The following is a 23752-nucleotide window of genomic DNA, read 5'->3' as shown; positions in this document are numbered from 1 at the left end:
CAACAACACCCCCAGAAAGTGCCTCGGCTTCCGTACCCCCGCCGAGGCATTCCAACTGTTGCACTTCGAATGTGAATCCACATGCTGACCTTCGTCAGCATGACGGGAAGGCAGATGGCGACGCTTTCGCGAACGCGCGGAGCGAAGACCTCCCTACGCCACCACCCACCGGTCGCGCGCATATCCCTGCGCATAGAGCAGCGCGGAAAGATCATTGTGGTCGATCCGCGCCGCCGCCGCCGCCGCGACGATCGGCTTGGCATGGTACGCCACGCCCAGACCCGCCCGACGGATCATCGCCAGGTCGTTGGCGCCGTCGCCGACCGCCAGCGTCGCTTCCGGGTCCAGCCCCAGCGCTGCGGTCGCCTCGGCGAGCGTCGCTTCCTTGGTCGCCGAGTCGACGATCGGCTTGGCGACGGTGCCGTCGAGCATGCCGCCTTCGATCATCAGCCGGTTGGCGATCGCCCGCGCGAACCCGATCTGGCGTGCGACCGGCTCGGCGAAGCGGGTGAAGCCGCCCGAGATCAGGATCGTCTCCGCCCCGTTCGCACGCATCGTCTTCACCAGCGCCTCCGCGCCCGGCGTGATCCGCACGCGTTCGGCGAGGCAGCGGTCGATCGCATCCTCGCCCAGCCCCTTGAGCAGCGCGACCCGCGCGTCGAGCGCCGCGGCGAAATCGAGCTCGCCGCGCATCGCCCGCTCGGTCACCTCGGCGATCTGCGGCTTGATGCCGGCATAGTCGGCGAGTTCGTCGATGCACTCGACCGTGATCATCGTCGAATCCATGTCGGCGATCAGCAGCCGCTTTGCACGTCCTGCGGCGGGCTGCACGACGATGTCGGTTTTGGGGTAAGCGCCTTCCAGCGCGGCGCGAGCGAGCTCCGGCGCATGCGCGAACGCCAGGTCGGCGACGCGGTCGGCCTCCAGCCAGCGCACCTCGCCGGGACGGCATCCCGCCGCCGCCAGCCGGTCGCTCGCGGCCGAAATATCGCCCGCATCGAGCCGTTCGGCTGCTATCAGCGTCGCGATGAACATGGTGCATACCCCCCTGCCGAAGGTGGCGCTCATCGCAGGGCCGACCGCGAGCGGCAAGTCCGCGCTGGCGATCGCGGTCGCCGAACGCCGCCGCGGCACCGTCATCAACGCCGACTCCGCCCAGGTGTATCGCGACCTGCGCGTGCTGAGCGCGCGCCCGAGCGAGGCCGAGGAAGCGCAGGTGCCGCACCGCCTGTTCGGCCATGTCGACGGCGGCGAGGACTATTCCGCCGCACGCTGGGCCGCCGAAGCGCGCGACACGATCGACGCCACGGTCGCGGAAGGGCGTCTGCCGGTGCTGGTCGGCGGCACCGGCCTCTACCTGCGCACGCTGCTGGACGGTATCGCGCCGGTGCCCGAGATCGATCCGGGAATCCGTGCCGAGGTCCGCGCGCTGCCGGTCGCCGAGGCGCATGCCGAACTCGCCCGGCTCGACCCGCCTGCCGCCCACCGGCTGCGCGCCAGTGACACCACCCGCGTCGCGCGCGCGCTGGAGGTGGCGCGTTCCACCGGGCGTCCGCTTGCCGAGTGGCAGGCGGCGCGCACCGGCGGGATCGGCGACCGCATCAATCCGATCCCGCTGGTGCTGCTCCCGGACCGCGCCTGGCTGGTCGAACGTTGCGATCGCCGCCTCGCGGCGATGTTCGCCAGCGGCGCGATCGAGGAGGTGCGCGCCTTGCTCGCCCGCGACGATCTCAGTGCCGACTCACCGGTGCGGCGTGCGATCGGGGTGCCGCAGATTGCCGACTATGTCGTTGGAAACACGAGCTTCGACGCCGCGCTTGCGGAGGCGAGGCTCGCCACCCGTCAGTACGCCAAGCGCCAATATACCTGGTTCCGCAACCAGCCGCCGCCGGACTGGCAACGCACTTCAGAGACGGAAACGTGCAAGCTGGAGCGTTTTTTTGAACGAATATTATCAAGCTGAGCTTGCATCGCCATTTTACTGTCTGTAGGCGCACCTCGTCCAACGCTGCTGCTGCAGCTGCGAAAAACGAGGAGGACACGGACGTGGTGGAGAAAAGCGGAGCCGAAATCCTGGTCGAGGCGCTGGTCGATCTCGGCGTGGAGCTCGTGTTCGGCTATCCCGGCGGCGCGGTGCTTCCGATCTACGACGCGCTGTTCAAGCAGAAGAAGATCCGCCACATCCTCGTCCGTCACGAACAGGCGGCGACCCATGCGGCAGAGGGCTACGCCCGCTCGACCGGCAAGCCCGGCGTGGTGCTCGTCACCTCCGGTCCCGGCGCCACCAACGCCGTCACCGGCATCACCGACGCGCTGCTCGACTCGATTCCGATGGTGGTCATCACCGGCCAGGTGCCGACCGGGCTGATCGGCACCGACGCGTTCCAGGAAGCGGACACCGTCGGCATCACCAGCCACTGCACCAAGCACAATTATCTGGTGAAGGACCCCGCCCGTCTGGGATCGGTGGTGCACGAGGCGTTCCACATCGCCACCTCCGGCCGCCCCGGTCCGGTCGTGATCGACATTCCCAAGGACGTGCAGGTCGCGACCGCGCGCTACAACGCGCCCGGTCCGATCCAGCACAAGACCTATCGCCCGCAGATGGAACCCGACGCAGCGGCGATCGAGGCGGCGGTCGACATGCTGGCGGCGGCCGAGCGGCCGGTGTTCTACACCGGCGGCGGCATCATCAACTCGGGTCCCGAAGCCTCGCAGCTGCTACGCGAGCTGGTGGCGATCACCGGCGCGCCCGTCACCTCGACGCTGATGGGCCTGGGCGCGCTGCCCGCCTCGTCCGACCAGTGGCTCGGCATGCTCGGCATGCACGGCACCTATGAGGCGAACCTGGCGATGAACCAGGCCGACCTGATCGTCTGCCTGGGCGCCCGCTTCGACGATCGCGTCACCGGCCGGCTCGACGCGTTCAGCCCCCACAGCCGCAAGATCCACGTCGATATCGATCGCTCGTCCGTGAACAAGAACGTGCGCGTCGACCTGCCGATCGTGGCCGATTGTGGCCGCGCGCTCGACGCGATGATCAGGCTGTGGAAGGCGCGGCAGCATCCCCGCCCCGACCTGTCGGAATGGTACGCCCGCATCGCCGGCTGGCGCGCCAAGCACTGCCTCGACTTCGAGGATCGTCCCGACGAGATCATGCCGCAACGGGCGATCCGCGCGCTGTACGAGGCGACCAGGGATAAGGCGCCGATCGTCTCGACCGAGGTCGGCCAGCACCAGATGTGGGCCGCGCAGCATTTCGGGTTCGAGGCGCCGAACAAGTGGCTGACCTCGGGCGGGCTCGGCACGATGGGCTATGGCCTGCCCGCCGCGATCGGTGCGCAGCTGGGGTCTCCGGATGCGCTGGTGATCGACATCGCCGGCGAAGCCTCGATCCAGATGAACATCCAGGAGCTGGCGACCGCGACCCAGTACCGCCTGCCGGTCAAGATCTTCATCCTCAACAACGAATATATGGGGATGGTCCGCCAATGGCAGGAGCTGACCTATTCCGGCCGCTATTCAGAGAGTTACAGCGAGAGTCTCCCGGACTTCGTGAAGCTCGCCGAGGCGTACGGCTGGAAGGGCATCCGCATCGAGCATCCCGACGCGCTCGACGACGGGATTGCTTCAATGCTCGCGCACGACGGGCCGGTGGTGGTCGACTGCCGCGTGTCGAAGCTCGCCAACTGCTTCCCGATGATCCCCTCGGGCGCGGCGCACACCGAGATGATCCTTTGGGCGAACGAGGTATCGGGCGAGATGGACGACGAGGCCAAGGCGCTCGTCTGATCTGACGATTCCCGACTTTCCCTTTCGTTTCAACCGGATCGGCTGGACCATGCACATCAAGGAAGAAGTGCGCGAGCGGCACACGCTCGCGATCATCGTCGACAACGAGCCGGGCATCCTGGCGCGCATCGCCGGGCTGTTCACCGCGCGCGGCTACAATATCGAGAGCCTGACCGTCACCGACATCTCGGAAGACGATCTCATCAGCCGCATCACGATCGTCACCTCGGCCTCCGCGCCGGTGATGGAGCAGATCATCGCCCATCTCGAACGGCTGGTGCCGGTGCACAAGGTGGTCGACCTCACCGCACTCGGTCCGCACGTCGAGCGCGAGCTGGCACTGGTGAAGGTCGTCGGCAGCGGCGAGCACCGCATCGAGGCGCTACGCCTCGCCGAGGTCTATCGCGCCCGCGTGCTCGACGCGACCATCTCCAGCTTCGTGTTCGAGGTGACCGGCGGCACCGCGAAGGTCGACACGTTCATCGAGCTGATGCGCGAAGTCGGGCTGGTAGAGGTCGCCCGCACCGGCATCGTCGCCATCGCCCGCGGCCGCGAAGCGGCCTGAGCGGCCCGAAATTTACCGTCATCCCAGCGAACGCTGGGATCTCCCTCCACAAGCGCCGCCCCGGCGGCACCAGATGCCAGCCTTCGCTGGCATGACGTTCAAGAGGAACCCCATCATGCGTGTCTATTACGATCGTGACGCCGACCTGAACCTGATCTCGTCCAAGAAGATCGCGATTCTCGGCTATGGCTCGCAGGGTCACGCCCATGCGCAGAACCTGCGCGATTCCGGCGTCCAGGAGATCGCGATCGCACTCCGCCCCGGCTCGCCGAGCGCCAAGAAGGCCGAGGACGCGGGCTTCAAGGTGCTCGCCAACAAGGACGCGGCCGCCTGGGCTGACATCCTGATGATCCTGGCACCGGACGAGCATCAGGCGGCGATCTACGACGCCGACATCAAGGGCAATCTGCGCCCCGGCTCGGCGCTGGCCTTCGCCCACGGCCTCAACGTCCACTTCGGCCTGATCGAGCCGCCGGCCGACGTCGACGTCATCATGATCGCGCCCAAGGGCCCCGGCCACACCGTCCGCTCCGAATATGTCCGCGGCGGCGGCGTCCCCTGCCTGATCGCGATCCACCAGGATGCGAGCGGCAACGCGCACGACGTGGCGCTCGCCTATGCGTCGGGCGTCGGCGGCGGCCGCTCGGGCATCATCGAGACCAACTTCCGCGAGGAGTGCGAGACCGACCTGTTCGGCGAGCAGGCGGTGCTGTGCGGCGGCGCGACGGCACTGGTGCAGGCGGGCTTCGAGACGCTGGTCGAGGCCGGCTACGCTCCCGAAATGGCCTATTTCGAGTGCCTGCACGAGCTCAAGCTGATCGTCGACCTGATGTACGAGGGCGGCATCGCCAACATGCGCTACTCGATCTCGAACACCGCCGAGTACGGCGACATCAAGACCGGCCCGCGCATCATCACCGAAGAGACCAAGAAGGAGATGAAGCGCGTACTCGCCGACATCCAGTCGGGCCGCTTCGTCAAGGACTTCGTGCTCGACAACCGCGCCGGCCAGCCCGAGCTCAAGGCGAGCCGCAGCGCCGCCAAGCGCCACCAGATCGAGCAGGTCGGCAGCGAACTGCGCGCGATGATGCCGTGGATCGGCGCCAACAAGCTGGTGGACAAGGACAAGAACTGAGGGGCCTCGCCCCCGCCTCCGACCCCGTTCGTCTCGAGTAGGGATCGAGCTTGTCGAGAGCCCGTATCGAGAGAGCCGCAAGCGCCGCCCTCTCGATATGCCGTGTCGACAAGCTCGACGGCACCTCGAGGCGAACGGAAGGGGTAAAAGGCTGGGACAGCGCAACCGAACACCCAGGAAACGACCCGTTTCGCATTGCCCGGTTTGACAGCGACGGGACGGCGGCAGACAAATCCGCCGTCCTTTTCGTTGGAGACCTTGCCCATGCGCATGCCCCTGATCCTCGCCGGCGCCGCCCTCGCCGTCGCCGCACCGCTCGTCGCCCAGCAGATGCCGATCCCCGGCACCACCGACGCCAGCCGCGTGACCGCCGGCACCTACAAGACCGATCCCGCCCACACGCTGATCGGCTGGCGCGTCAACCACCTGGGTTTCAACGACTATTTTGGCATCTTCGGCGATGCCGACGGCACGCTGACGCTTGATCCCAAGAAGCCGGGCGCCGCCAAGCTCGACGTGACGATCCCGGTCGGCAAGCTCACCACCGCCAGCGCCGGGCTCACCAAGCACATGATGAGCAAGGACTTCTTCAACGCGGAGGTCACGCCGACGGCGCGCTTCACCTCCACCGCGGTGGCGGTCAACGGCACCCGCGCGAAGATCACCGGCAACCTGACGCTGAACGGCGTGACCAAGCCGGTCGTGCTCGACGCGCACTTCACCGGCGCCGGCGCGAACCCGATGTCGAAGAAGGAAACCATCGGCTTCGAGGCGACCGCCACGATCAAGCGCTCCGACTTCAACATCAACTACGGCATCCCGGCCGTGTCGGACGAGGTCGAGCTCGACATCACCGCCGCCTTCGAAAAGGCCTGACACCATCAGCTCGGGGGCGTCGTCCGGCGTCCCCGCGCACCCCACTGCCACCGATCGTTTCGCCCACGCGCCAAAGCGTCTGGACAAGCCCGCCCCCGCGCGCCATGACGGCGCCCGTGATCGCCGCACTGCGCCTTCTTCGACTTATCCGCCCTTAGGGGCGTGATGCGCATCGTTGCGTCGCCCCTAAGGGCTGCTTTCTTCCGACCGAATTGCTGAACGACGCCCGCGCGCGACGCGTGCGGCGACTTGCCAAGAGGCTGCGATGCTGCGCGATCCTTCGACCAAATACCGTCCCTTCCCGCAGGTGGACCTGCCCGACCGCCAATGGCCGTCGCGCACCATCACCCAGGCGCCGCGCTGGCTGTCGACCGACATGCGCGACGGCAACCAGGCGCTGATCGATCCGATGGATGCGGAAAAGAAGAACCGCTTCTTCGACCTGCTGCTCAAGGTCGGCATCAAGGAAATTGAGGTCGGTTTCCCCTCGGCCGGCGCTACCGAGTTCGACTTCATCTCCGGGCTGGTCCGCAACGACCGCATCCCCGAGGACGTCACCGTCCAGGTGCTCACCCAGTCGCGCCGCGACCTGATCGAAAAGAGCTTCCAGTCGCTGGAGGGTGCGCGCACCGCGATCGTCCACCTCTACAACGCCGTCTCGCCCGCCTGGCGCCGCATCGTGTTCGGCATGACCCGCGACGAGGTGCGCGAGATCGCGATCACCGGCGCCAAGATCCTGCGCGACGAGGCGGGCAAGCGCCCCGGCACCGACTGGCGCTTCGAATATTCGCCCGAGACCTTCTCGACCGCCGAACTCGACTTCTCGGTCGAAGTCTGCGCCGCGGTGATGGACGTGCTGCGCCCCACCCCCGAAAAGCCGCTCATCCTCAACCTGCCGGCGACGGTCGAGGCGGCGAGCGCCAACGTCTATGCCGACCAGATCGAATGGTTCTGCCGCAACGTGCCGAACCGCGACAGCGTGGTGGTGAGCCTCCACACCCACAACGATCGCGGCACCGGCGTCGCCGCGGCCGAGTTGGGGCTGATGGCCGGCGCTGACCGCGTCGAGGGCTGCCTGTTCGGCAACGGCGAGCGCACCGGCAACTGCGATCTCGTGACGATCGCCTTGAACATGTACACGCAAGGCGTTGATCCCGGCCTGGATTTCTCGAACATCGACGAGGTCATCCGCACCGTCGAATATTGCAACCAGCTGCCCGTCCACCCGCGCCACCCCTATGCCGGCGAGCTGGTGTTCACCGCCTTCTCCGGCAGCCATCAGGACGCGATCAAGAAGGGCTTCGCCGCACAGGCGCAGCGCAACGACCCGCTATGGGACGTGCCCTACCTGCCGATCGACCCCGCCGATCTGGGCCGCGATTACGAGGCGGTGATCCGCGTCAATTCGCAGTCGGGCAAGGGCGGCGTCGCCTGGGTGCTGGAGCAGGACAAGGGGCTGAAGCTGCCCAAGCGGATGCAGGCGGACTTCAGCCGCCACGTCCAGCGCGTCGCCGACGCAACCAGCCGCGAACTCAACGCCGCCGATATCTGGGGCGCGTTCGAGGACGCCTATCTGCCAGGCGACGGCGATCGGTTCCAGCTGGTCGACTATTCGGAACGCCACGGCGCGGCCGGTGCGCCGCGGACGTTCGTCGGCGAACTGCGGCTCGACGGCGATACCCGCTCGATCTCGGGCAAGGGCAACGGGCTGCTCTCGAGCCTCTTGTCGGCACTGCGCGAGGACTGCGGCATCGACCTCGACGTGGCCGACTATAGCGAGCATGCGATCGGCAACGGATCGGACGCGCAGGCCGCGGCCTATCTCGAATGCACGCTGCCCGACGGCACCCGGGTATTCGGCGCCGGCATCGACGCCGACGTCGCCACCGCCACCGTCCGTGCGGCGCTCAGCGCGGCCAATCGCGTTTCGGCCTAGCTGCCGCCGCGCCCTGTACCCCGGCGAAGGCCGGGGCCCAGGTGGGAAGGCGGTGCGAGGACGCACCACACCAGTCACGTCCCCCGACTGGGCCCCGGCCTGCGCCGGGGTACGGGTTTCTGGACCGACGGCCGGCGCCCTGATCCCATCCGTGCTCCTGCGGAGGCAGGAGCTCAGGGCCGCGAGCGCCCCACTCCGTTACCCTGGGCTCCCGCCTCCGCGGGAGCACCGGAAAATGCTAAGAGAACGATGGGCTGCCGGGCAACCGCCCGCCGCCCTGCCTTACCCCAGCCCCATCAGCGACAGCACTTCCTTGCGGCTGCGGTCGTCCTCGCGGAAGACGCCCATCATCCGGCTGGTCGTCATGGTGACGCCCGGCGTCCGCACGCCGCGCGCGGTCATGCAGGCGTGGGTCGCCTCGATCACCACCGCGACGCCGCGCGGCTGGAGCCGCTCCCAGATGCAGTCGGCGACCTGCGCGGTCAGCCGCTCCTGCACCTGCAGCCGCCGCGCGAAGCCGTGGAGCACGCGCGCGAGCTTCGAGATGCCGACGACATGGTCCCGCGGCAGATAGGCGATGTGCGCCTTGCCGAGGATCGGCGCCATGTGGTGCTCGCAATGCGACTGGAACGGAATGTCGCGCAGCAGCACGATCTCGTCGTAGCCGCCGACCTCTTCGAAGGTCCGCGCCAGATGGTGCGCCGGATCCTCGCCATAGCCCTGGCAATATTCCTTCCACGCCCGCGCGACGCGCTTGGGCGTGTCGAGCAGCCCCTCGCGCTCGGGATCGTCGCCCGCCCAGCGGATCAGCGTGCGGATCGCGTCGGCCACTTCCTCGGGCACCTGCGGCTTGGCGGGCGCCGCGACCAGATCGCCGTCGGCGGGGGTGGGAGTGTCGGCGGACATGGCATTTCCTTGAACGGAACCGACGCAGGCGCGCTACGCCGAAGAGACAAAACGTCACCTCCGGTGCACACCGCGTTGACGTCGCGAAGAACGGAGCGTTAATTCCTCGCTGCGCAAAAGGAAACCGCGGCCGCACCCCGGCCGTCGTCGCGCAGGGGGAGGACGCGCATCGGGACCATAGGGGCACGGCAGCCGGCGACGGAACCGGGGGATGTCGCGGCGGATCGCGCGGTTTTTTGCGCAATTCGTCCGCCAGCCGCCGGCTTTGCACGATGTTCCGACCGTTCCGCACGATCTTCGCAAGCGACAAGCAAGCCAAAACCGCGCATAGCAGAGGCAACCAGGCGGCCTTACAAGGGTTCGGACCGCAGGATTTAAGGAGAACCAGAATGGCGAAGACTTCGACGACCACCAAGACTGCAGCGGCTCCCAAGGCCGGGGCCGCCCGCGGCGGGATCGCCAAGCCGGTCACGCCGTCGGACGATCTGGCGAAGATCACCGGCAAGGATCCGCTGCCGCGCAGCGAGGTGGTCAGCAAGATGTGGGAATACATCAAGAAGCACGACCTGCAGAACCCGCAGGACAAGCGCGAGATTCTCGCCGACGAAACTCTCGAGAAGCTCTTCGGCAAGAAGAAGGCCTCGATGTTCGAGATGAACAAGCTGCTCAACGCCCACATGAAGTGAGCGTGACGGAGCCGTCCGGCATCCCGGACGGCTCCGCAGCCCTCGGCGGCATTTCGCCGCGACTTTCAAGGACTTGCCTGCGACCCCGGCCCGGTCGGCAAACCCCGTCGCAGTCCGGCGCGCCGCTCAGGCCGCCACGGCTTCCCCGCCCATCGCCCGCAACCGCGCGACGTCGCGGGCCGGCGGCGCTCCGAACGCCTCGCCATAGTCGCGGCTGAACTGCGACGGGCCGCCATAGCCGACGCGGAAGCCCGCGCTCGCCGCATCCAGCGCCTCGACCAGCATCAGCCGCCGCGCTTCCTGCAGCCGCAACCGCGTGCGGTAGCGCAGCGGGCTGAGCCCCGTCACCGTGCGGAAATGCGCGTGCAGCGCCGAAGCGCTCATCCCGGCGACCGCCGCCAGCTGCTCGATCGCCACCGGCTCGGCATAATGGGCGCGCAGCCAGGCGATGGCGCGACTCACCTGCTCGATCGGGCCGCCCGCACGCGTCAGCCGCCGCAGCAGCGGCCCGGCAGGCCCGGTGAGCAGCCGCCACAGCAGTTCGCGCTCCACCAGCGGGGCGAGCACCGGCGCATCCGCCGGCGCGTCGAGCAGCGCCACCAGCCGGGTCGCCGCGTCGAGCAGTTCGGCGCTGGTCCGCCCGAGGATCAGCCCCAGCCCCTCGCCGCCGTCGCGAACCGGCGGAAGCTGCGCGACCAGCTCGGCGATCGCCGCCACGTCGAGCGACACGCACAGGCACAGATAGGGCTCGGCCGCGCTCGCCTGCGTGACCGTGCCCATCACCGGCAGGTCCACCGCGCCCAGCAGGAAGCTCGCGGGATCGTAGCGGAAGCGCTGGCTGCCGAGCTGCACCTCCTTCGCCCCCTGCGCGACGATGCACAGCGAGGGCTCGTAGACGGTCGGCAGCGGCATCGTCGGGCTGGCGGATCGGACAAGCGCGACACGCGGCAGCGCGGTCGGCTGCACGCCGTCTGCAAGCGCGTGACGCGCGAGCAGCGCGGCGAGTTCAGGCAGCGGTTCCATGCGATGTGGCATCCCATGCCGGCCGGGGCTCGGCAAGCCACGCCGTCGTATCGTGGAGGATCGTGCAAGCATCGCGGAGTTCGCGGCTACCGCCCGATCCGGCCCGCGCGCCACAACGCTCCCCGACGGCATCCCCGCCGCATTCGAGGAGTTCATCATGTCCGACACCATCGACAAGGTCGTCCTGATCACCGGCGCCAGCAGCGGCATCGGCGAGGCCACCGCCCGCCTGCTCGGAGAGGCCGGCGCGCGCGTCGTGCTCGGCGCGCGCCGTACCGACCGGCTCGAGGCGCTCGCGGCGGAGATCGTCGCCGCCGGCGGTCAGGCGATGTTCCAGCGGCTCGACGTGACCGACCGCACGAGCGTGACCGCCTTCGTCGACGCCGGCATCGCGCGCTTCGGCCGCATCGACGTGCTGGTCAACAATGCCGGCGTCATGCCGCTGTCGCCGCTTGCCGCGCTCAAGCTCGACGAATGGGACCGGATGGTCGACGTCAACCTGCGCGGCGTGCTCAACGGCATCGCCGCCGCCCTGCCCCGCTTCGTCGCGCAGGGCTCCGGCCAGTTCGTCAACGTCGCCTCGCTCGGCGCGCATTATGTGGTGCCGACCGGCGCGGTCTATTGCGCGACCAAGTTCGCGGTGTGGGCGCTCACCGACGGCATCCGCCAGGAGCACGACAACATCCGCGCGACCATCGTCTCGCCCGGCGTGGTGGAATCGGAGCTCGCCGACAGCATCAGCGACCCCGGCACGATCGAGGCGATGGCCGCGTTCCGCGAGACGATGCTTCCCGCCGAGGCGATCGCCCGCGCGATCCGCTATGCGATCGTCCAGCCGGAGGACGTCGACGTCAGCGAGATCGTCGTCCGCCCGACCGCGAGCAACGTGATGTAACTGCCGCACGGGGAGGATGGGCCGGGCGCCGCCCCCTCCCCGGCCCACGGGCTTGCATGCCGCGGTCTGCCCCCATAGAGGCACCGCAACTCGCAAGGACCCGGTGCAATTCCGGGTGGCTCTTCCGGCCGCCGATCCGCCGGACAACGCAACGCATGGACATCCGAACCGCCGCTCGTCGAAGCGGCGCCATGTGCCTGCTCGTGGTTCCCGCATGACCCAGACCCTTTCCCGTATCCGCGCCGAGTGGTTTCCGAGCGCGCTTCAGGCGCGCCGCGACGCGCTCGCCGGCATCGTCGTCGCGCTCGCGCTCATTCCGGAGGCGATCGGCTTCTCGATCATCTCGGGCGTCGACCCGCGCGTCGGGCTCTATGCCTCGGTGGCGATCGCGATCGTGATCTCCTTCCTCGGCGGCCGGCCCGGCATGATCTCCGCCGCGACCGCCGCGGTGGCGGTGGTGGTCACGCCGCTCGTCCGCGAGCACGGCGTCGACTATCTGTTCGCCGCCACCATCCTGATGGGGCTGATCCAGATGGTCGCGGGGCTGCTGCGGCTCGACCTGCTGATGCAGTTCGTCTCGCGCTCGGTCATCACCGGCTTCGTCAACGCGCTCGCCATCCTGATCTTCATGGCCCAGCTGCCGCAGCTGACCGGCGTCACCTGGCACAGCTATGCGATGGTCGCCGGCGGACTCGCCATCATCTATCTGCTGCCGCGGCTGACCAGGGCGGTGCCCTCGCCGCTCGTCGCGATCCTGCTGCTCGCCGCGATCAGCATCGCGCTCGGGCTGCCGGTCCGCACCGTCGGCGACATGGGCCGGCTGCCGGAGGGGCTGCCGGGCCTCGCGCTGCCGAACGTGCCGCTCAGCTGGGAGACGCTGTGCATCATCCTACCCTATTCGCTGACGATGGCCGCGGTCGGCCTGCTCGAATCGCTGCTCACCGCGCAGATCGTCGACGACATGACCGACACCGACAGCGACAAGCGACGCGAGTGCATGGGCCAGGGTGGCGCCAACATCGCCGCGGCGCTGGTCGGCGGCATGGGCGGCTGCGCGATGATCGGCCAGTCGGTGATCAACGTCACCTCGGGCGGTCGCAAGCGGCTGTCGACCTTCCTCGCGGGCGCGGTGCTGCTGTTCCTGCTTGCGGCGCTCGGCCCGGTGGTCGGCCGCATCCCGATGCCCGCGCTGGTCGCGGTGATGGTGATGGTATCGATCGGCACCTTCAGCTGGAACTCGCTGCTCAACCTGCGCCGCCACCCGCCGACCTCCTCGGCGGTGATGCTGGTGACGGTGGCGGTGGTGGTCGCGACCCACAACCTAGCGGCAGGCGTGCTGTCGGGCGTGTTGCTGTCCGGCATCTTCTTCGCCGGCAAGGTGCGACGCATGTTCTCGGTCGTACGAGAGGCGGCGCCGGACGGCAGCGCGCTCTACCGGGTCGAGGGCGAGATCTTCTTCGCCTCGGTCGACCGCTTCACCCGCGCCTTCCAGGCGGAGGATGCGGCGCAGCGCGTGGTGATCGACGTGTCGGCCGCGCATTTCTGGGACATCTCGGGCGTCGGTGCGCTCGACAAGATCGTCGCCCGGCTGCGCCGCGACGGCCGCGCGGTCGAGGTGATCGGCTACAACCGCGCCAGCGCCGACCTGGTCGACCGCTTCGCGCTCCACGACAAAACCGGGGTGGAGCTGGGGGCCGTGCCGCACTGAGGGGTTGGTCGGGTCGAGGTTCATCCCCTTCTCGTTCGCCGCGAGGTGCCGTCGAGCTTGTCGAGACGAACGGGAGGGTAGATGCAGGTCGCTCAGCCTATCGCAATCGCCCGACGCGCGCTGTCTCGCGGATGAATGATCCGGACGGATGCCGTTCAGACGGGCGCGCGTAGGTTCTCCTCATCAAGTTCGTGAAGGAGAGAACCATGCGCAAGCTGATCGCCTGGACCGCCGTAGCCGTGATGACCGTGATGCCGACCGTCGCTTCGGCGCAGGGCTACCACCGCGGGTACAACCGCGACGTCCGCCGCGAGGTACAGGAATGCCGTCGCGAGCTCCGCCGCGCCGACAGCCGCCACGAGTATCGCCGCGAGCAGCGCGAGTGCCGCCGCGAGATCGCCCAGGCCCGCCGCGACGCCCGTCGCGACTGGCGCGAGGATCGCCGCGACTGGCGCCAGGACCGCTACCGCGATCACCGCCGCGGCTATCGCTGGTAACAGGTGACTCTCGGGGCGGGGCAAGGCCTCGCCCCGACAGCAGGATAGCGGCGAAGGCGGGTGAAAAGAGCGCTCGCCAAGCACCCGCAATCGCGCGATGCTGCGGCTCGAAACGCCCTGCACCGCCGGAGGTTGGGATTGCCGAGCCGTACCATGCTGCTCCTTGCCGCTGCCGCGATGTTCGCCGGCCCGGGGGCCGAGGCCGACGAGTTGCAGAACCGCGTCGTCGCGGCGATGCGCACCAGCCGTCCGGACGGCTTCCGCTTCCAGCGCACGGTCGTCATCGACCGGACGGGTTCCGCGCGCACGACGGTGGTGGAGCAGTATGATCCCGGTCGCCCGTCCGCGCAGCGCTGGCAGCTCGTCCGCGTCGACGGGCGCGCACCCACCGCCAAGGAATCGGAAAAGTCGCGCAAGGCCAAGCGCGGCCCCACCCCGTCCTATGCCGAACTCGCCGACTGGTTCGGCGCCCCCGCGACGCGGAGCACCGCGACGCCGGGCTATGTCACCTATCGCTTCGCGACGCTGCCCGCGGGCGCCGTCAAGATCGGCTCCCACGACGCGTCCGCCGACACCCAGGCGGAGGCGCTGGTGAACGTCCGGGCGAAGACGCCCTTCGTCGAGCGGGTGCGCTTCACCTCCACCAAGAGCTTTCGGATGATGATGGTCGCCTCCGTGCAGAGCATGGACGTGGTCAGCCGCTACGCCATGCTGCCGACGGGCGAGATCGTTCCGGCATCCACGGCCAGCACGCTGACCGGCTCGCTTTTCGGCAAGTCGGGTCGGATCCATTCCACCGCGACGTTCGGCGGGTTCCAGCCGCTGCGCTAGGTTCGCCGCGGATCGAGGACGCCGGCGGACAGGTCTAGGTCGGATCGACCTTCCCCCATTCCCCGTTCGTCTCGAGTAGGGATCGAGCTTGTCGAGAGCCCGTATCGAGAGAGCCCCAACGACCGGCCTCTCGATACGCCGTCTCGACAAGCTCGACGGCGCCTCGAGGCGAACGGATGAAGGGGGAGTTCAGGACTTCCACGAGGAATGTCGTTACGCCCTAGCGCCCTTTCTCCGCCGCCACCGGCCGCACCTCCGGCGGCAACCGCTCGAGCGCCTCGCGCTCGATCCGCTCCAGTTCGCCCAGCGTCTCCTCCAGCGCCTGCCTCTGGCGGCGCAGCAGCTGGATGCGGTCGTGGACGCGCAGCGCCAGCTGGCGCATCTGCTCGTGATGCTGCGGATCGGCGTCGTAGAGGTCGAGGAACTCCTTGATCTCGCGGATCGAGAAGCCGAGCCGCTTGCCGCGCAGGATCAGCTGCATCCGCGCCACTTCGCGCCGGGTGTAGATGCGCGTGGTGCCGACGCGGCGCGGCTCGATCAGCCCCTGGTCCTCGTAGAAGCGCAGCGTGCGCATCGTCACGCCCAGCTCCGCCGAGACCTCCTGGATGCCCGACAGCTGCTCGCCGCCGGCAGGCTCGGCGCCGTCCTGGGGCGGACGCATCGACGCGGCACGCCTCATGCGGCAGTGCTCGCCTGCGCGGCCCGCTTCGCAGTCTCTTCGGCGACCAGCTCCTTCTTGGAAAGCTTGCCGATCAGCGTCTTGGGCAGGCTGTCGCGGATCTCGATCTCGCGCGGGAACTCGATCTTGCTGAGCCGCGGGCGCAGGAAGCCGCACAGCTCGTCGACGCTCGCCGCATGGTCAGGGCGCAGCGTGACGAACGCCTTGGGCGCCTGTCCGCGATAGACGTCGGAAACGCCGATCACCACCGCTTCGGCCACCGCCGGATGCTCATACAACGCCTCCTCGATCACGCGCGGGTAGACGTTATACCCGCCGCACAACAGCATGTCCTTTATCCGGTCGACCAGAAAGAGGTAGCCGTCCGCGTCGAAATAGCCGACGTCGCCGGTGCGCAGCGCGCCGTCGATGAAGCAGTCTTCGGTGGCGTCCGGGCGGTTCCAGTAGCCGAGCATCACCTGCGGACCGCGGACGCAGACCTCGCCGCGCTCGCCCTGCGGCAACACCTTGGTCGGGTCGATCAGGTCGCGCACCTCCAGCCTCGTCCCGGGAAAGGCGGGGCCGGTGCTGTTCGCCTTCACCACCCCGCCGTCGAGCGGATTGCACGCGATGATCGGCGACGCTTCGGACAGGCCATAGCCCTCCACCACGCGGCAGCCGGTGCGCTCCTCGAACGCCTGGCGCACCTCCAGCGGCAGCGGCGCGCCGCCCGAAATGCAGGTGTGGCAGAAGTCGAGCCGCGGCACCTGTGCGATGTCGAGCTGGTTGACCGCATTGTAGATGGTCGGCACCGCGAAGATCTGCGTCGGCCGCGTCCGCCGCAGCGTGGCGAGGAACTGCTGCATGTCGAAACGCGGCAGCAGGATCATCTCGGCCGCGGTCTCGACCGAATAGTTGAGCACCGTGGTCAGCGCGAAGACGTGGAACAGCGGCAGCACGCCCAACGTCCGCTCCTGCTGCTCGGGCCGATGGCCGACGTGGAGCACCATCTGCTGGCTGTTCGCGGTCAGGTTGGCGTGGCTGAGCATCGCCCCCTTGGGCTCGCCGGTGGTGCCGCCGGTATATTGCAGCACCGCCAGATCGTCGGGCGACTGCGCCACCGGATCGGGCGCGGCGTCGCGCGAGACGATGCGGTCCCACGAGACGTGGCGCGGATCGCTGCCGATGCGGACCAGCTCGCGCCGCTTGAGCAGCCGCAGGCCCAGCGACTTGGCCCAAGGCAGCACCGCCGCCATCGGCGCCAGCACGACGTGGCGCACCGCGGTGCCGTCGCAGGCGGCGAGCAGCTTGTCGTGGAGCGCGACCAGATCGGGCACGATCACCAGCTCGGCACCCGAATCGACGAGCAGATGGTGCAGCTCGCGCTCGACGTAGAGCGGGTTCATCGCGACCACGACCGCGCCGATCCGCAGCACCGCGAAATAGGCGATCACATAATAGGGCGTGTTGGGCAGGCACAGTCCTACCCGCATGCCCGGCCGCACGCCCAGGTCCTGCAGCCCGCGCGCGGCACGGCGCACCTCGTCGGCGATGTCGGCATAGGCCCAGGTCCGGCCGAGGAAGTCGATCGCGGTGCGCTCGGGAAACTCCGTCGCCGCCCGGTCGAGCATTTCGGGGATCAGCCGCGGGACGATCTGCGGCGCCTCCCCTGCCGCCGGGGTGCGGGCGATCGCGCTCATCGTGCGCGGGTCCCTTGGGTTCGGGGGTACATCGACTTGCCCATGCGGCCTTCGCCTCCTCTCCACGCGCCGTTTCCGCTAGGATCCGCCCCGCCGTTGCGGGTGCCGGTCCGGTGGCGCCTGCACCTACCTTAATCAGAAATCGGTTGACGTATAGGGAAATATCGCACCATTAGGAACGAAAGGTGCCGTCAGGATGCCACGGAGAGGTTTGAGATGAAGAGCGTCGTGATCGCGGGCTATGCCCGTTCCCCCTTTCATCCCGCGCACAAGGGCGCGCTGGCGCGGGTCCGTCCCGACGACCTCGCCGCCCAGGTGATTCGCGGCCTGATCGACCGCAGCGGCGTTGCGCCTGAGGACATCGAGGACCTGATCGTCGGCTGCGCCTTTCCCGAGGGCGAGCAGGGCATGAACGTCGCGCGCCTCGTCGGCCTGCTCGGCGACCTGCCGCTGTCGGTGGGCGGCATGACGGTCAACCGCTTCTGCGGATCGTCGATGAGCTCGATCCACATCGCCATGGGCCAGATCCAGATCGGTGCCGGCGACGTGTTCGTCTGCGCGGGCGTGGAGTCGATGAGCCGCGTGCCGATGATGGGCTACAACCCCCTCCCTAACCCCGCGCTCGCCGAGAAGATGCCGGGCGCCTACATGGGCATGGGCGAGACGGCCGAGAACGTCGCCACCAAGTACCAGATCACTCGCGAGAGCCAGGAAGCCTTTGCAGTCGACAGCCAGAAGAAGGCCGGCGCGGCCCAGGCCGGCGGGCGCCTCGCCGACGAGATCGTGCCGATCCAGACCAAGAACGGCGTGGTGAGCGAGGACGGCACCGTGCGTCCGGACACTAGCGCCGAAGGCCTCGCCGGGTTGAAGCCCGCGTTCGATAAGGACGGGTCGGTCACCGCCGGCACCTCCTCGCCGCTCACCGACGGCGCCGCCGCGGTGCTCGTCACCAGCGAGGACTATGCCCGCGCTCATGGCCTGCCGATCCTCGCCCGGCTCAAGACGGTCGGCATCTCGGGCTGCGCGCCCGAGGTGATGGGGCTCGGGCCGATCGGCGCGTCGCGCAAGGCGCTGGAGCGCGCCGGGGTCGACGCGGGTGCGCTCGACGTGGTCGAGATCAACGAGGCGTTCGCCAGCCAGGCGCTCGCCTGCATCCACGACCTCGGCCTCGACACGGCGAAGGTGAACATCGACGGCGGCGCGATCGCGCTCGGCCATCCGCTCGGCGCCACCGGCGCGCGCATCGTCGGCAAGGCGGCGTCGCTCTTGAAGCGCGAAGGCGGCAAGTATGCGCTCGCCACCCAGTGCATCGGCGGCGGCCAGGGCATCGCCACCCTGCTGGAGGCAGCCGAATGAGCGACGCGATCCGCCCCGACGCCATCAGGAAGGTCTGCGTGATCGGCGCCGGCACGATGGGCGCCGGCATCGCCGCCCAGGTCGCCAACGCCGGCGTGCCCGTGCTGCTGCTCGACATCGTCCGCGACGCGGCCAACCGCAATGCGGTGGCCGAGGGTGCGGTCGCCAAGCTGCTCAAGACCGACCCCGCCCCCTTCATGTCGAAGCGAGCGGCCAAGCTGGTCGAGACCGGCAACATCGACGACCATCTCGACCGCGTCGCCGAGTGCGACTGGGTGATCGAGGCGATCGTCGAGCGGCTCGACCTGAAGCAGAGCCTCTATGCGAAGATCGAGGCGGCCAAGCGCCCCGGTACCGCGGTGTCGTCCAACACCTCCACCATCCCGCTCGGCCAGCTGGTCGAGGGACGTTCGGAGCAGTTCCGCCGCGACTTCCTCGTCACCCACTTCTTCAACCCGCCGCGCTACATGCGGCTGCTGGAGGTGGTCGCCGGGCCCGACAGCGATCCCGAGCTGGTCGCGCGCGTCTCCGACTTCGCCGACCGCAGCCTGGGAAAGACGGTCGTCCCGGCGCACGACACGCCCGGCTTCATCGCCAACCGCGTCGGTACCTATTGGCTGGCGATCGCGATCAACGCGGCGATGGACTTGGGCCTCACCGTCGAGGAAGCCGACCAGATCGGCGGCAAGCCGATGGGCGTGCCCAAGACCGGCATCTTCGGCCTGATCGATCTGGTCGGCGTCGACCTGATGCCGCTGCTGTCCAAGAGCCTGACCGCCACGCTGCCGCAAGGCGACCCCTATTTCGACACGGTGCGCCCGCTGCCGCTGGTCGATCGCATGATCGCGGAAGGGTACACCGGCCGCAAGGGCAGAGGCGGCTTCTACCGCCTCGACCGTTCGAACGGCGGCAAGGTCAAGCAGGCGATCGACCTGGAGACCGGCGAGTATCGCAACACCCGCAAGCCCGCATCGCTGCCCTCCGGCGCCGACCGCGACCTCGCGAAGCTGATCGGTGCCAAGGGCAAGGTCGGCGACTATGCCTGGACGGTGCTGAGCCATGTGCTGAGCTATGCCGCGATGCTCGTGCCGGAAGCGGCCGACGACATCGTCGCGATCGATGACGCGATGAAGCTCGGCTACAACTGGAAGTTCGGGCCGTTCGAGCTGGTCGACCGCATCGGTGCCGCCAAGCTGGTCGAGCGGCTGAAGGCGGAAGGTCGCCCGGTTCCGGCGCTGCTGGAGCAGGTCGGCAGCGGCAGCTTCTATCGGGTCGAAGGCGGCAAGCGCCAATATTTCGGCCTCGACGGTGCGTACCACGACATCGTCCGCCCCGAGGGTGTGCTGATGCTGGAAGACGTCAAGCGCGCCGGCGAGCCGATCGCCAAGACTGGCTCCGCCACGCTGTGGGACGTGGGCGACGGCGTCGCCTGCATCGAGTTCACCGGCAAGATGAACGCGCTCGACGGCGAGGTCATGAAGCTGATCCAGCAGGCGATCCCGATCGTGAAGGATCGCTTCAAGGCGCTGGTGATCTACAATGACGGCAGCCATTTCTCGGCCGGCGCGAACCTCGGCCTCGCGCTCTTCGCGCTCAACATCGCCGCCTATGGCGAGGTGCAGACGCTGGTCGTGGCCGGGCAGCAGGCGCTGAAGGCGCTGAAATACGCGCCCTTCCCCGTGGTCGCCGCGCCGGCCGGCATGGCGCTGGGCGGCGGGTGCGAGATCGTGCTCCACGCCGATGCGGTGCAGGCGCATGCCGAAACCTACATCGGCCTGGTCGAGACCGGCGTCGGCCTGATCCCGGGCTGGGGCGGCAATGGCGAGATGATCGACCGCTGGCAGCGCTCGGGCCAGATGCCCAAGGGGCCGATGCCCGCGGTGGCCAAGGTGTTCGAGACGGTGAGCACCGCGACCGTGTCCAAGTCGGCGGCCGAGGCCAAGGAACTGATGTTCCTCCGCGCCAAGGACGGCATCACCATGAACCGCAGCCGGCTGCTCGCGGATGCCAAGGCCAAGGCGCTGTCGCTGGTCGACGGCTATGCCCCGCCCGCGCCGCCCGAGTTCCAGCTGCCCGGCGCCAGCGGCCGCCTGGCGCTGCGCATGGCGGCGGAGGGCTTCCACAAGCGCGGGATCGCCACCGACTACGACCTGGTGGTGTCGGACACGCTCGCCGAGGTGCTGACGGGCGGCGACGCCGACCTGGTCGACACGGTCAAGGAAGCGGACCTGCTCAAGCTGGAGGTCAAGGGCTTCCTCCAGCGTGTCCGCGACGATCGCACGCTCGCGCGGATCGAGCAGATGCTCGAGACCGGCAAGCCGCTGCGCAACTGACAAGATCCGCCGGGCGCGCCGTCGCCCGGCCGGAGAGGAGATCGACATGCAAGTTTACGAAGCCCCGCTGCGCGACATGCGCTTCGTGCTGCACGAACTGCATCAGGACGACGGGTTCGGCGATCTTGCCGCCCACGCCGAATACACCCCCGACCTGCTCGACGCGGTGCTTGAGGAAGCCGCGCGCATGGCACAGGAGATCCTGCTGCCGCTCAACGCGCCGGGCGACATCGAGGGCTGCCGGATCGAGAACGGCGTCGTCCGCACGCCCGCCGGCTTCAAGCAAGCGTACGACCAGTTCCGCGAGGCCGGCTGGGCCGCGCTCGCCTCGCCGCCCGAATGGGGCGGCCAGGGCCTGCCGGAAACGCTCAACAAGCTGGTCGAGGAAATGATCTGCGCGACCAACGTGTCGTTCAGCCTCTATCCCGGCCTCACCCACGGCGCGACGACTGCGCTCCAGGACCACGGCTCCGAAGACCTCAAGCAGGCCTATCTGCCCAAGATGGTGTCGGGCGAATGGTCGGGCACCATGTGCCTGACGGAGTCGCACTGCGGCACCGACCTGGGCTTGCTGCGCACCCGAGCGGTGCCGCAGGAGGACGGCAGCTTCCGCGTCACCGGCTCCAAGATCTTCATCTCGGCCGGCGACCATGATCTGACCGAGAACGTCGTCCACCTGGTGCTGGCGCGGATGCCGGATGCGCCCGCGGGTGTGAAGGGCATCAGCCTGTTCCTGGTGCCCAAGTATCTGCCCAACGCCGACGGCTCGGTCGGCAACGCCAATGGCGTGACGGTCGCGGGCATCGAGCACAAGATGGGCATGAAGGCTTCGGCCACCTGCCAGATGAACTTCGACGACTCCGTCGGCTGGCTGGTCGGCGAGCCCAACAAGGGCATGGCGGCGATGTTCACGATGATGAACACCGAGCGCGTGTCGGTGGGCGTCCAGGGCCTGGGCATCGGCGAGGCCGCGTACCAGAGCGCCGTCGCCTATGCCAAGGAGCGCCTGCAGGGCCGTGCGCTGGGCGGTGCCAAGCGCCCCGACCTCCCCGCCGATCCGATCATCGTCCACCCCGACGTCCGCCGCATGCTGATGACGGCGCGCGTCTATACCGAGGGTTGTCGCGCGCTCGGCGCCTGGGTGAGCCGCGCGCTCGACGCCGAAAAGGTATCCGCCGATCCCGAGGTGAAGGCACGCGCGACCGACTTCGTCGCGCTGATGACGCCGGTGGTGAAGGCGCTGTTCACCGACCTGGGCTATGACGCCGCGAACCTCGCGGTGCAGACCTATGGCGGCCACGGCTACATCCGCGAGCACGGCGTCGAGCAGTATGTCCGCGATGCTCGCATCGCGATGATCTACGAAGGCACCAACGGCATCCAGGCGCTCGACCTGGTCGGCCGCAAGCTGCCGGCGCGGATGGGCCGCAACCTGCGTGCCTTCTTCCACCCGGTGTCGTCGTTCCTCGACGCGCACGAGGGCGAGGAGGCGATCAAGCCGATGGCGCAGGGCCTGCGCCAGGCGTTCGGCGCGCTCCAGCTCGCCACCGGCATGATCGCGCAACGCGGGCTGAAGGACCCGGAGGAAGCGGGTGCGGCGGCGACCGACTATCTGCGCCTGCTCGGCCTGGTCGGCATGGGCTATTGCTTCCTCAAGAGCGCGCGCATCGCTGGGCAGCGGCTGGCCGAGGGCACCGACGAAGCGGGCTTCTACAAGGCGAAGCTCGCCACCGCCGGCTTCTTCTTCGACCGCATCCTGCCGCAGGCGACCGCCGCCTTCCTGGCGATCAAGTCCGGCAAGCGCTCGATGATGGCGCTCGCCGAGGACGCCTTCTGAAGGACAGCGGCGTGACGATGCCCCCCGCCTGGGAACACCGGCTCGCTTGTCCAGCGATCGTCGCGCCGATGTTCCTGATCTCCGGCCCGGCGCTGGTCACCGCCTGCTGCCGGGCGGGGCTGGTCGGCACCTTCCCCGCGCTCAACCATCGCAGCACGGAAGGCTTCGTCGCCTGGCTGGAGGAAATCGAGGGCGCGCTCGACGAGCGTAGCGCCCCCTACGGCGTCAACCTGATCGTCCACCGCAGCAACACGCGACTGGACGACGATCTCGCCGCGATCGTCCGCCACCGCGTGCCGCTGGTCATCACCTCGCTCGGCCTCGTGCCCGAGGTGATCGACGCGGTGCACGGCTATGGCGGGCTCGTCTTCCACGACGTGATCTCCACCCGCCATGCGCAAAAGGCGGTCGCCGCCGGGGTCGACGGGCTGATCGCGGTGGCCGCGGGTGCCGGCGGCCATGCCGGCACGCTCAGCCCGTTCGCGCTGGTGGCCGAGATCCGCCGCTTCTTCGACGGTCCGCTCGCGCTCGCGGGTGCCATGTCGGAGGGACGCCACATCGCCGCGGCGCAGATGCTGGGCGCGGACTTCGCCTATCTCGGCAGCCACTTCATCGCGTCGGAAGAAAGCCTCGCCGGTGCGGAGCAAAAGGCGATGATGGTCGGTTCTTGTGCTGCCGATGTCGTCCACACGGCTGCCGTCACCGGCGTGGGTGCGAACTTCCTGCGCCCCAGCCTGGAGGCGGCCGGCTGGCAGCCGGGCGAGACGCCGACGCTCGACTTGGCCGAAGAGGCGCGGGCGTGGAAGACGATCTGGTCGGCCGGACAGGGCGTGGGCGCGGTTTCCGCGATCCGCCCGGCGGCGGCCATCTGCACGGATCTGATCGCGGGCTATGCCCGTGCTTGGGAGAGGAACGCATGAAGCTGTTGGTGCCGGTCAAGCGGGTGCTTGACTATAATGTGAAGCCGCGGGTGAAGGCGGACGGGTCGGGCGTGGACCTGGCCAACGTCAAGATGAGC

The 23752-nt window shown here is 68.7% G+C and carries 20 protein-coding genes, 1 pseudogene and 1 other annotated feature; of the genes and pseudogenes, 16 read left to right on the top strand and 5 right to left on the bottom strand.

What is annotated here, in order from left to right:
• Window positions 1-153: 153 nt before the first annotated feature.
• The gene (gene serB / locus ACBY01_RS15825; protein ID WP_416461928.1) at window positions 154-1035 is read right to left on the bottom strand and encodes a phosphoserine phosphatase SerB; all 882 of its coding nucleotides are present in this window, start codon (window positions 1033-1035) and stop codon (window positions 154-156) included.
• On the opposite strand from serB, the gene miaA reads away from it, so the two are divergent.
• From miaA to leuA, 6 genes are all read left to right on the top strand, one after another.
• Window positions 1028-1963 (top strand): tRNA (adenosine(37)-N6)-dimethylallyltransferase MiaA, encoded by a 936-nt coding sequence (gene miaA / locus ACBY01_RS15820; RefSeq protein WP_416461927.1) that lies wholly within the window; start codon window positions 1028-1030, stop codon window positions 1961-1963. The genes serB and miaA overlap by 8 nt on opposite strands.
• Before the next feature lie 83 nt (window positions 1964-2046).
• Window positions 2047-3792, top strand: coding sequence for an acetolactate synthase 3 large subunit (locus tag ACBY01_RS15815; RefSeq protein ID WP_416461926.1), 1746 nt, complete (start codon window positions 2047-2049; stop codon window positions 3790-3792).
• Between the two features lie 49 nt (window positions 3793-3841).
• Window positions 3842-4357: an acetolactate synthase small subunit gene (ilvN, locus tag ACBY01_RS15810; RefSeq protein ID WP_416461925.1), complete on the top strand. Its 516-nt coding sequence runs from the start codon at window positions 3842-3844 to the stop codon at window positions 4355-4357.
• Window positions 4358-4472: 115 nt separating this feature from the next.
• Entirely contained in the window at window positions 4473-5492 is a 1020-nt protein-coding gene (gene ilvC, locus ACBY01_RS15805) for a ketol-acid reductoisomerase (RefSeq protein ID WP_416461924.1), read from the top strand.
• A gap of 264 nt (window positions 5493-5756) precedes the next feature.
• Window positions 5757-6368 carry a YceI family protein gene (locus ACBY01_RS15800; protein WP_416461923.1) on the top strand — a complete coding sequence of 204 codons (612 nt, stop codon included), beginning with the start codon at window positions 5757-5759 and terminating at the stop codon, window positions 6366-6368.
• A 265-nt stretch (window positions 6369-6633) separates the two neighbouring features.
• A complete protein-coding gene (leuA, locus tag ACBY01_RS15795; protein WP_416461922.1) occupies window positions 6634-8304 on the top strand; it encodes a 2-isopropylmalate synthase in 1671 nt (556 codons plus the stop codon).
• Window positions 8305-8586: 282 nt separating this feature from the next.
• Here leuA and folE read toward each other — a convergent pair whose 3' ends face one another.
• Window positions 8587-9210: a GTP cyclohydrolase I FolE gene (gene folE, locus ACBY01_RS15790; RefSeq protein WP_416461921.1), complete on the bottom strand. Its 624-nt coding sequence runs from the start codon at window positions 9208-9210 to the stop codon at window positions 8587-8589.
• A gap of 389 nt (window positions 9211-9599) precedes the next feature.
• Between folE and ACBY01_RS15785 the strand changes: the two genes are divergently transcribed.
• Window positions 9600-9896: an SWIB/MDM2 domain-containing protein gene (locus ACBY01_RS15785; protein ID WP_416461920.1), complete on the top strand. Its 297-nt coding sequence runs from the start codon at window positions 9600-9602 to the stop codon at window positions 9894-9896.
• A gap of 126 nt (window positions 9897-10022) precedes the next feature.
• Here ACBY01_RS15785 and ACBY01_RS15780 read toward each other — a convergent pair whose 3' ends face one another.
• Window positions 10023-10919 (bottom strand): AraC family transcriptional regulator, encoded by an 897-nt coding sequence (locus ACBY01_RS15780; protein WP_416461919.1) that lies wholly within the window; start codon window positions 10917-10919, stop codon window positions 10023-10025.
• 157 nt (window positions 10920-11076) lie between these two features.
• Between ACBY01_RS15780 and ACBY01_RS15775 the strand changes: the two genes are divergently transcribed.
• The 4 genes from ACBY01_RS15775 (at window position 11077) to ACBY01_RS15760 (ending at window position 14850) form a co-directional block, all read left to right on the top strand.
• Complete coding sequence (locus tag ACBY01_RS15775; RefSeq protein ID WP_416461918.1) at window positions 11077-11814, top strand: SDR family oxidoreductase; 738 nt, start codon at window positions 11077-11079, stop codon at window positions 11812-11814.
• Between the two features lie 93 nt (window positions 11815-11907).
• Window positions 11908-11963, top strand: a sequence feature (sul1 is cis-regulatory element that is thought to sense ions involved in sulfur or methionine metabolism; They are found in Alphaproteobacteria).
• 65 nt (window positions 11964-12028) lie between these two features.
• Window positions 12029-13522: a SulP family inorganic anion transporter gene (locus ACBY01_RS15770; protein WP_416461917.1), complete on the top strand. Its 1494-nt coding sequence runs from the start codon at window positions 12029-12031 to the stop codon at window positions 13520-13522.
• A gap of 206 nt (window positions 13523-13728) precedes the next feature.
• Entirely contained in the window at window positions 13729-14019 is a 291-nt protein-coding gene (locus ACBY01_RS15765; protein WP_416461916.1) for a hypothetical protein, read from the top strand.
• A gap of 138 nt (window positions 14020-14157) precedes the next feature.
• Window positions 14158-14850, top strand: coding sequence for a hypothetical protein (locus ACBY01_RS15760; protein ID WP_416461915.1), 693 nt, complete (start codon window positions 14158-14160; stop codon window positions 14848-14850).
• 220 nt (window positions 14851-15070) lie between these two features.
• Here the strand turns inward: ACBY01_RS15760 and ACBY01_RS15755 are convergent, their stop codons facing one another.
• Complete coding sequence (locus ACBY01_RS15755; protein ID WP_416461914.1) at window positions 15071-15511, bottom strand: MerR family transcriptional regulator; 441 nt, start codon at window positions 15509-15511, stop codon at window positions 15071-15073.
• A gap of 14 nt (window positions 15512-15525) precedes the next feature.
• On the bottom strand, window positions 15526-17208 hold the full coding sequence (locus ACBY01_RS15750) for a long-chain-fatty-acid--CoA ligase (RefSeq protein WP_416461913.1): 1683 nt from the start codon (window positions 17206-17208) through the stop codon (window positions 15526-15528).
• A 216-nt stretch (window positions 17209-17424) separates the two neighbouring features.
• On the opposite strand from ACBY01_RS15750, the gene ACBY01_RS15745 reads away from it, so the two are divergent.
• From ACBY01_RS15745 to ACBY01_RS15725, 5 genes and pseudogenes are all read left to right on the top strand, one after another.
• Window positions 17425-18564 (top strand): thiolase family protein, encoded by a 1140-nt coding sequence (locus tag ACBY01_RS15745; protein ID WP_416461912.1) that lies wholly within the window; start codon window positions 17425-17427, stop codon window positions 18562-18564.
• Window positions 18561-20897 (top strand): 3-hydroxyacyl-CoA dehydrogenase/enoyl-CoA hydratase family protein, encoded by a 2337-nt coding sequence (locus ACBY01_RS15740; protein WP_416461911.1) that lies wholly within the window; start codon window positions 18561-18563, stop codon window positions 20895-20897. Before ACBY01_RS15745 ends, ACBY01_RS15740 begins: the two co-directional genes overlap by 4 nt.
• A 46-nt stretch (window positions 20898-20943) precedes the next feature.
• A complete protein-coding gene (locus ACBY01_RS15735; RefSeq protein ID WP_416461910.1) occupies window positions 20944-22734 on the top strand; it encodes an acyl-CoA dehydrogenase C-terminal domain-containing protein in 1791 nt (596 codons plus the stop codon).
• 11 nt (window positions 22735-22745) lie between these two features.
• A complete protein-coding gene (locus tag ACBY01_RS15730) occupies window positions 22746-23654 on the top strand; it encodes an NAD(P)H-dependent flavin oxidoreductase (RefSeq protein ID WP_416461908.1) in 909 nt (302 codons plus the stop codon).
• Window positions 23651-23752, top strand: a pseudogene (locus ACBY01_RS15725) (electron transfer flavoprotein subunit beta/FixA family protein); the annotation flags it as partial. The gene ACBY01_RS15730 and the pseudogene ACBY01_RS15725, both read left to right, overlap by 4 nt.

Source organism: Sphingomonas mangrovi, assembly GCF_047975845.1.
GTDB lineage: Bacteria > Pseudomonadota > Alphaproteobacteria > Sphingomonadales > Sphingomonadaceae > Sphingomonas.
This window is presented reverse-complemented; position numbering and strand designations above follow the sequence as displayed.

What these genes read in the sequence shown, in the direction of transcription:
- ACBY01_RS15735 (WP_416461910.1), top strand. Translation starts at nt 20,944, where the DNA reads ATGCAAGTTTACGAAGCCCCGCTGCGCGACATGCGCTTCGTGCTGCAC.
- ACBY01_RS15785 (WP_416461920.1), top strand. Translation starts at nt 9,600, where the DNA reads ATGGCGAAGACTTCGACGACCACCAAGACTGCAGCGGCTCCCAAGGCC.
- ACBY01_RS15780 (WP_416461919.1), bottom strand. Translation starts at nt 10,919, where the DNA reads ATGGAACCGCTGCCTGAACTCGCCGCGCTGCTCGCGCGTCACGCGCTT.
- ilvC (WP_416461924.1), top strand. Translation starts at nt 4,473, where the DNA reads ATGCGTGTCTATTACGATCGTGACGCCGACCTGAACCTGATCTCGTCC.
- miaA (WP_416461927.1), top strand. Translation starts at nt 1,028, where the DNA reads ATGAACATGGTGCATACCCCCCTGCCGAAGGTGGCGCTCATCGCAGGG.
- serB (WP_416461928.1), bottom strand. Translation starts at nt 1,035, where the DNA reads ATGTTCATCGCGACGCTGATAGCAGCCGAACGGCTCGATGCGGGCGAT.
- ACBY01_RS15770 (WP_416461917.1), top strand. Translation starts at nt 12,029, where the DNA reads ATGACCCAGACCCTTTCCCGTATCCGCGCCGAGTGGTTTCCGAGCGCG.
- ACBY01_RS15745 (WP_416461912.1), top strand. Translation starts at nt 17,425, where the DNA reads ATGAAGAGCGTCGTGATCGCGGGCTATGCCCGTTCCCCCTTTCATCCC.
- ACBY01_RS15800 (WP_416461923.1), top strand. Translation starts at nt 5,757, where the DNA reads ATGCGCATGCCCCTGATCCTCGCCGGCGCCGCCCTCGCCGTCGCCGCA.
- ACBY01_RS15755 (WP_416461914.1), bottom strand. Translation starts at nt 15,511, where the DNA reads ATGCGTCCGCCCCAGGACGGCGCCGAGCCTGCCGGCGGCGAGCAGCTG.
- ACBY01_RS15775 (WP_416461918.1), top strand. Translation starts at nt 11,077, where the DNA reads ATGTCCGACACCATCGACAAGGTCGTCCTGATCACCGGCGCCAGCAGC.
- leuA (WP_416461922.1), top strand. Translation starts at nt 6,634, where the DNA reads ATGCTGCGCGATCCTTCGACCAAATACCGTCCCTTCCCGCAGGTGGAC.
- ACBY01_RS15740 (WP_416461911.1), top strand. Translation starts at nt 18,561, where the DNA reads ATGAGCGACGCGATCCGCCCCGACGCCATCAGGAAGGTCTGCGTGATC.
- ACBY01_RS15765 (WP_416461916.1), top strand. Translation starts at nt 13,729, where the DNA reads ATGCGCAAGCTGATCGCCTGGACCGCCGTAGCCGTGATGACCGTGATG.
- ilvN (WP_416461925.1), top strand. Translation starts at nt 3,842, where the DNA reads ATGCACATCAAGGAAGAAGTGCGCGAGCGGCACACGCTCGCGATCATC.
- folE (WP_416461921.1), bottom strand. Translation starts at nt 9,210, where the DNA reads ATGTCCGCCGACACTCCCACCCCCGCCGACGGCGATCTGGTCGCGGCG.
- ACBY01_RS15750 (WP_416461913.1), bottom strand. Translation starts at nt 17,208, where the DNA reads ATGAGCGCGATCGCCCGCACCCCGGCGGCAGGGGAGGCGCCGCAGATC.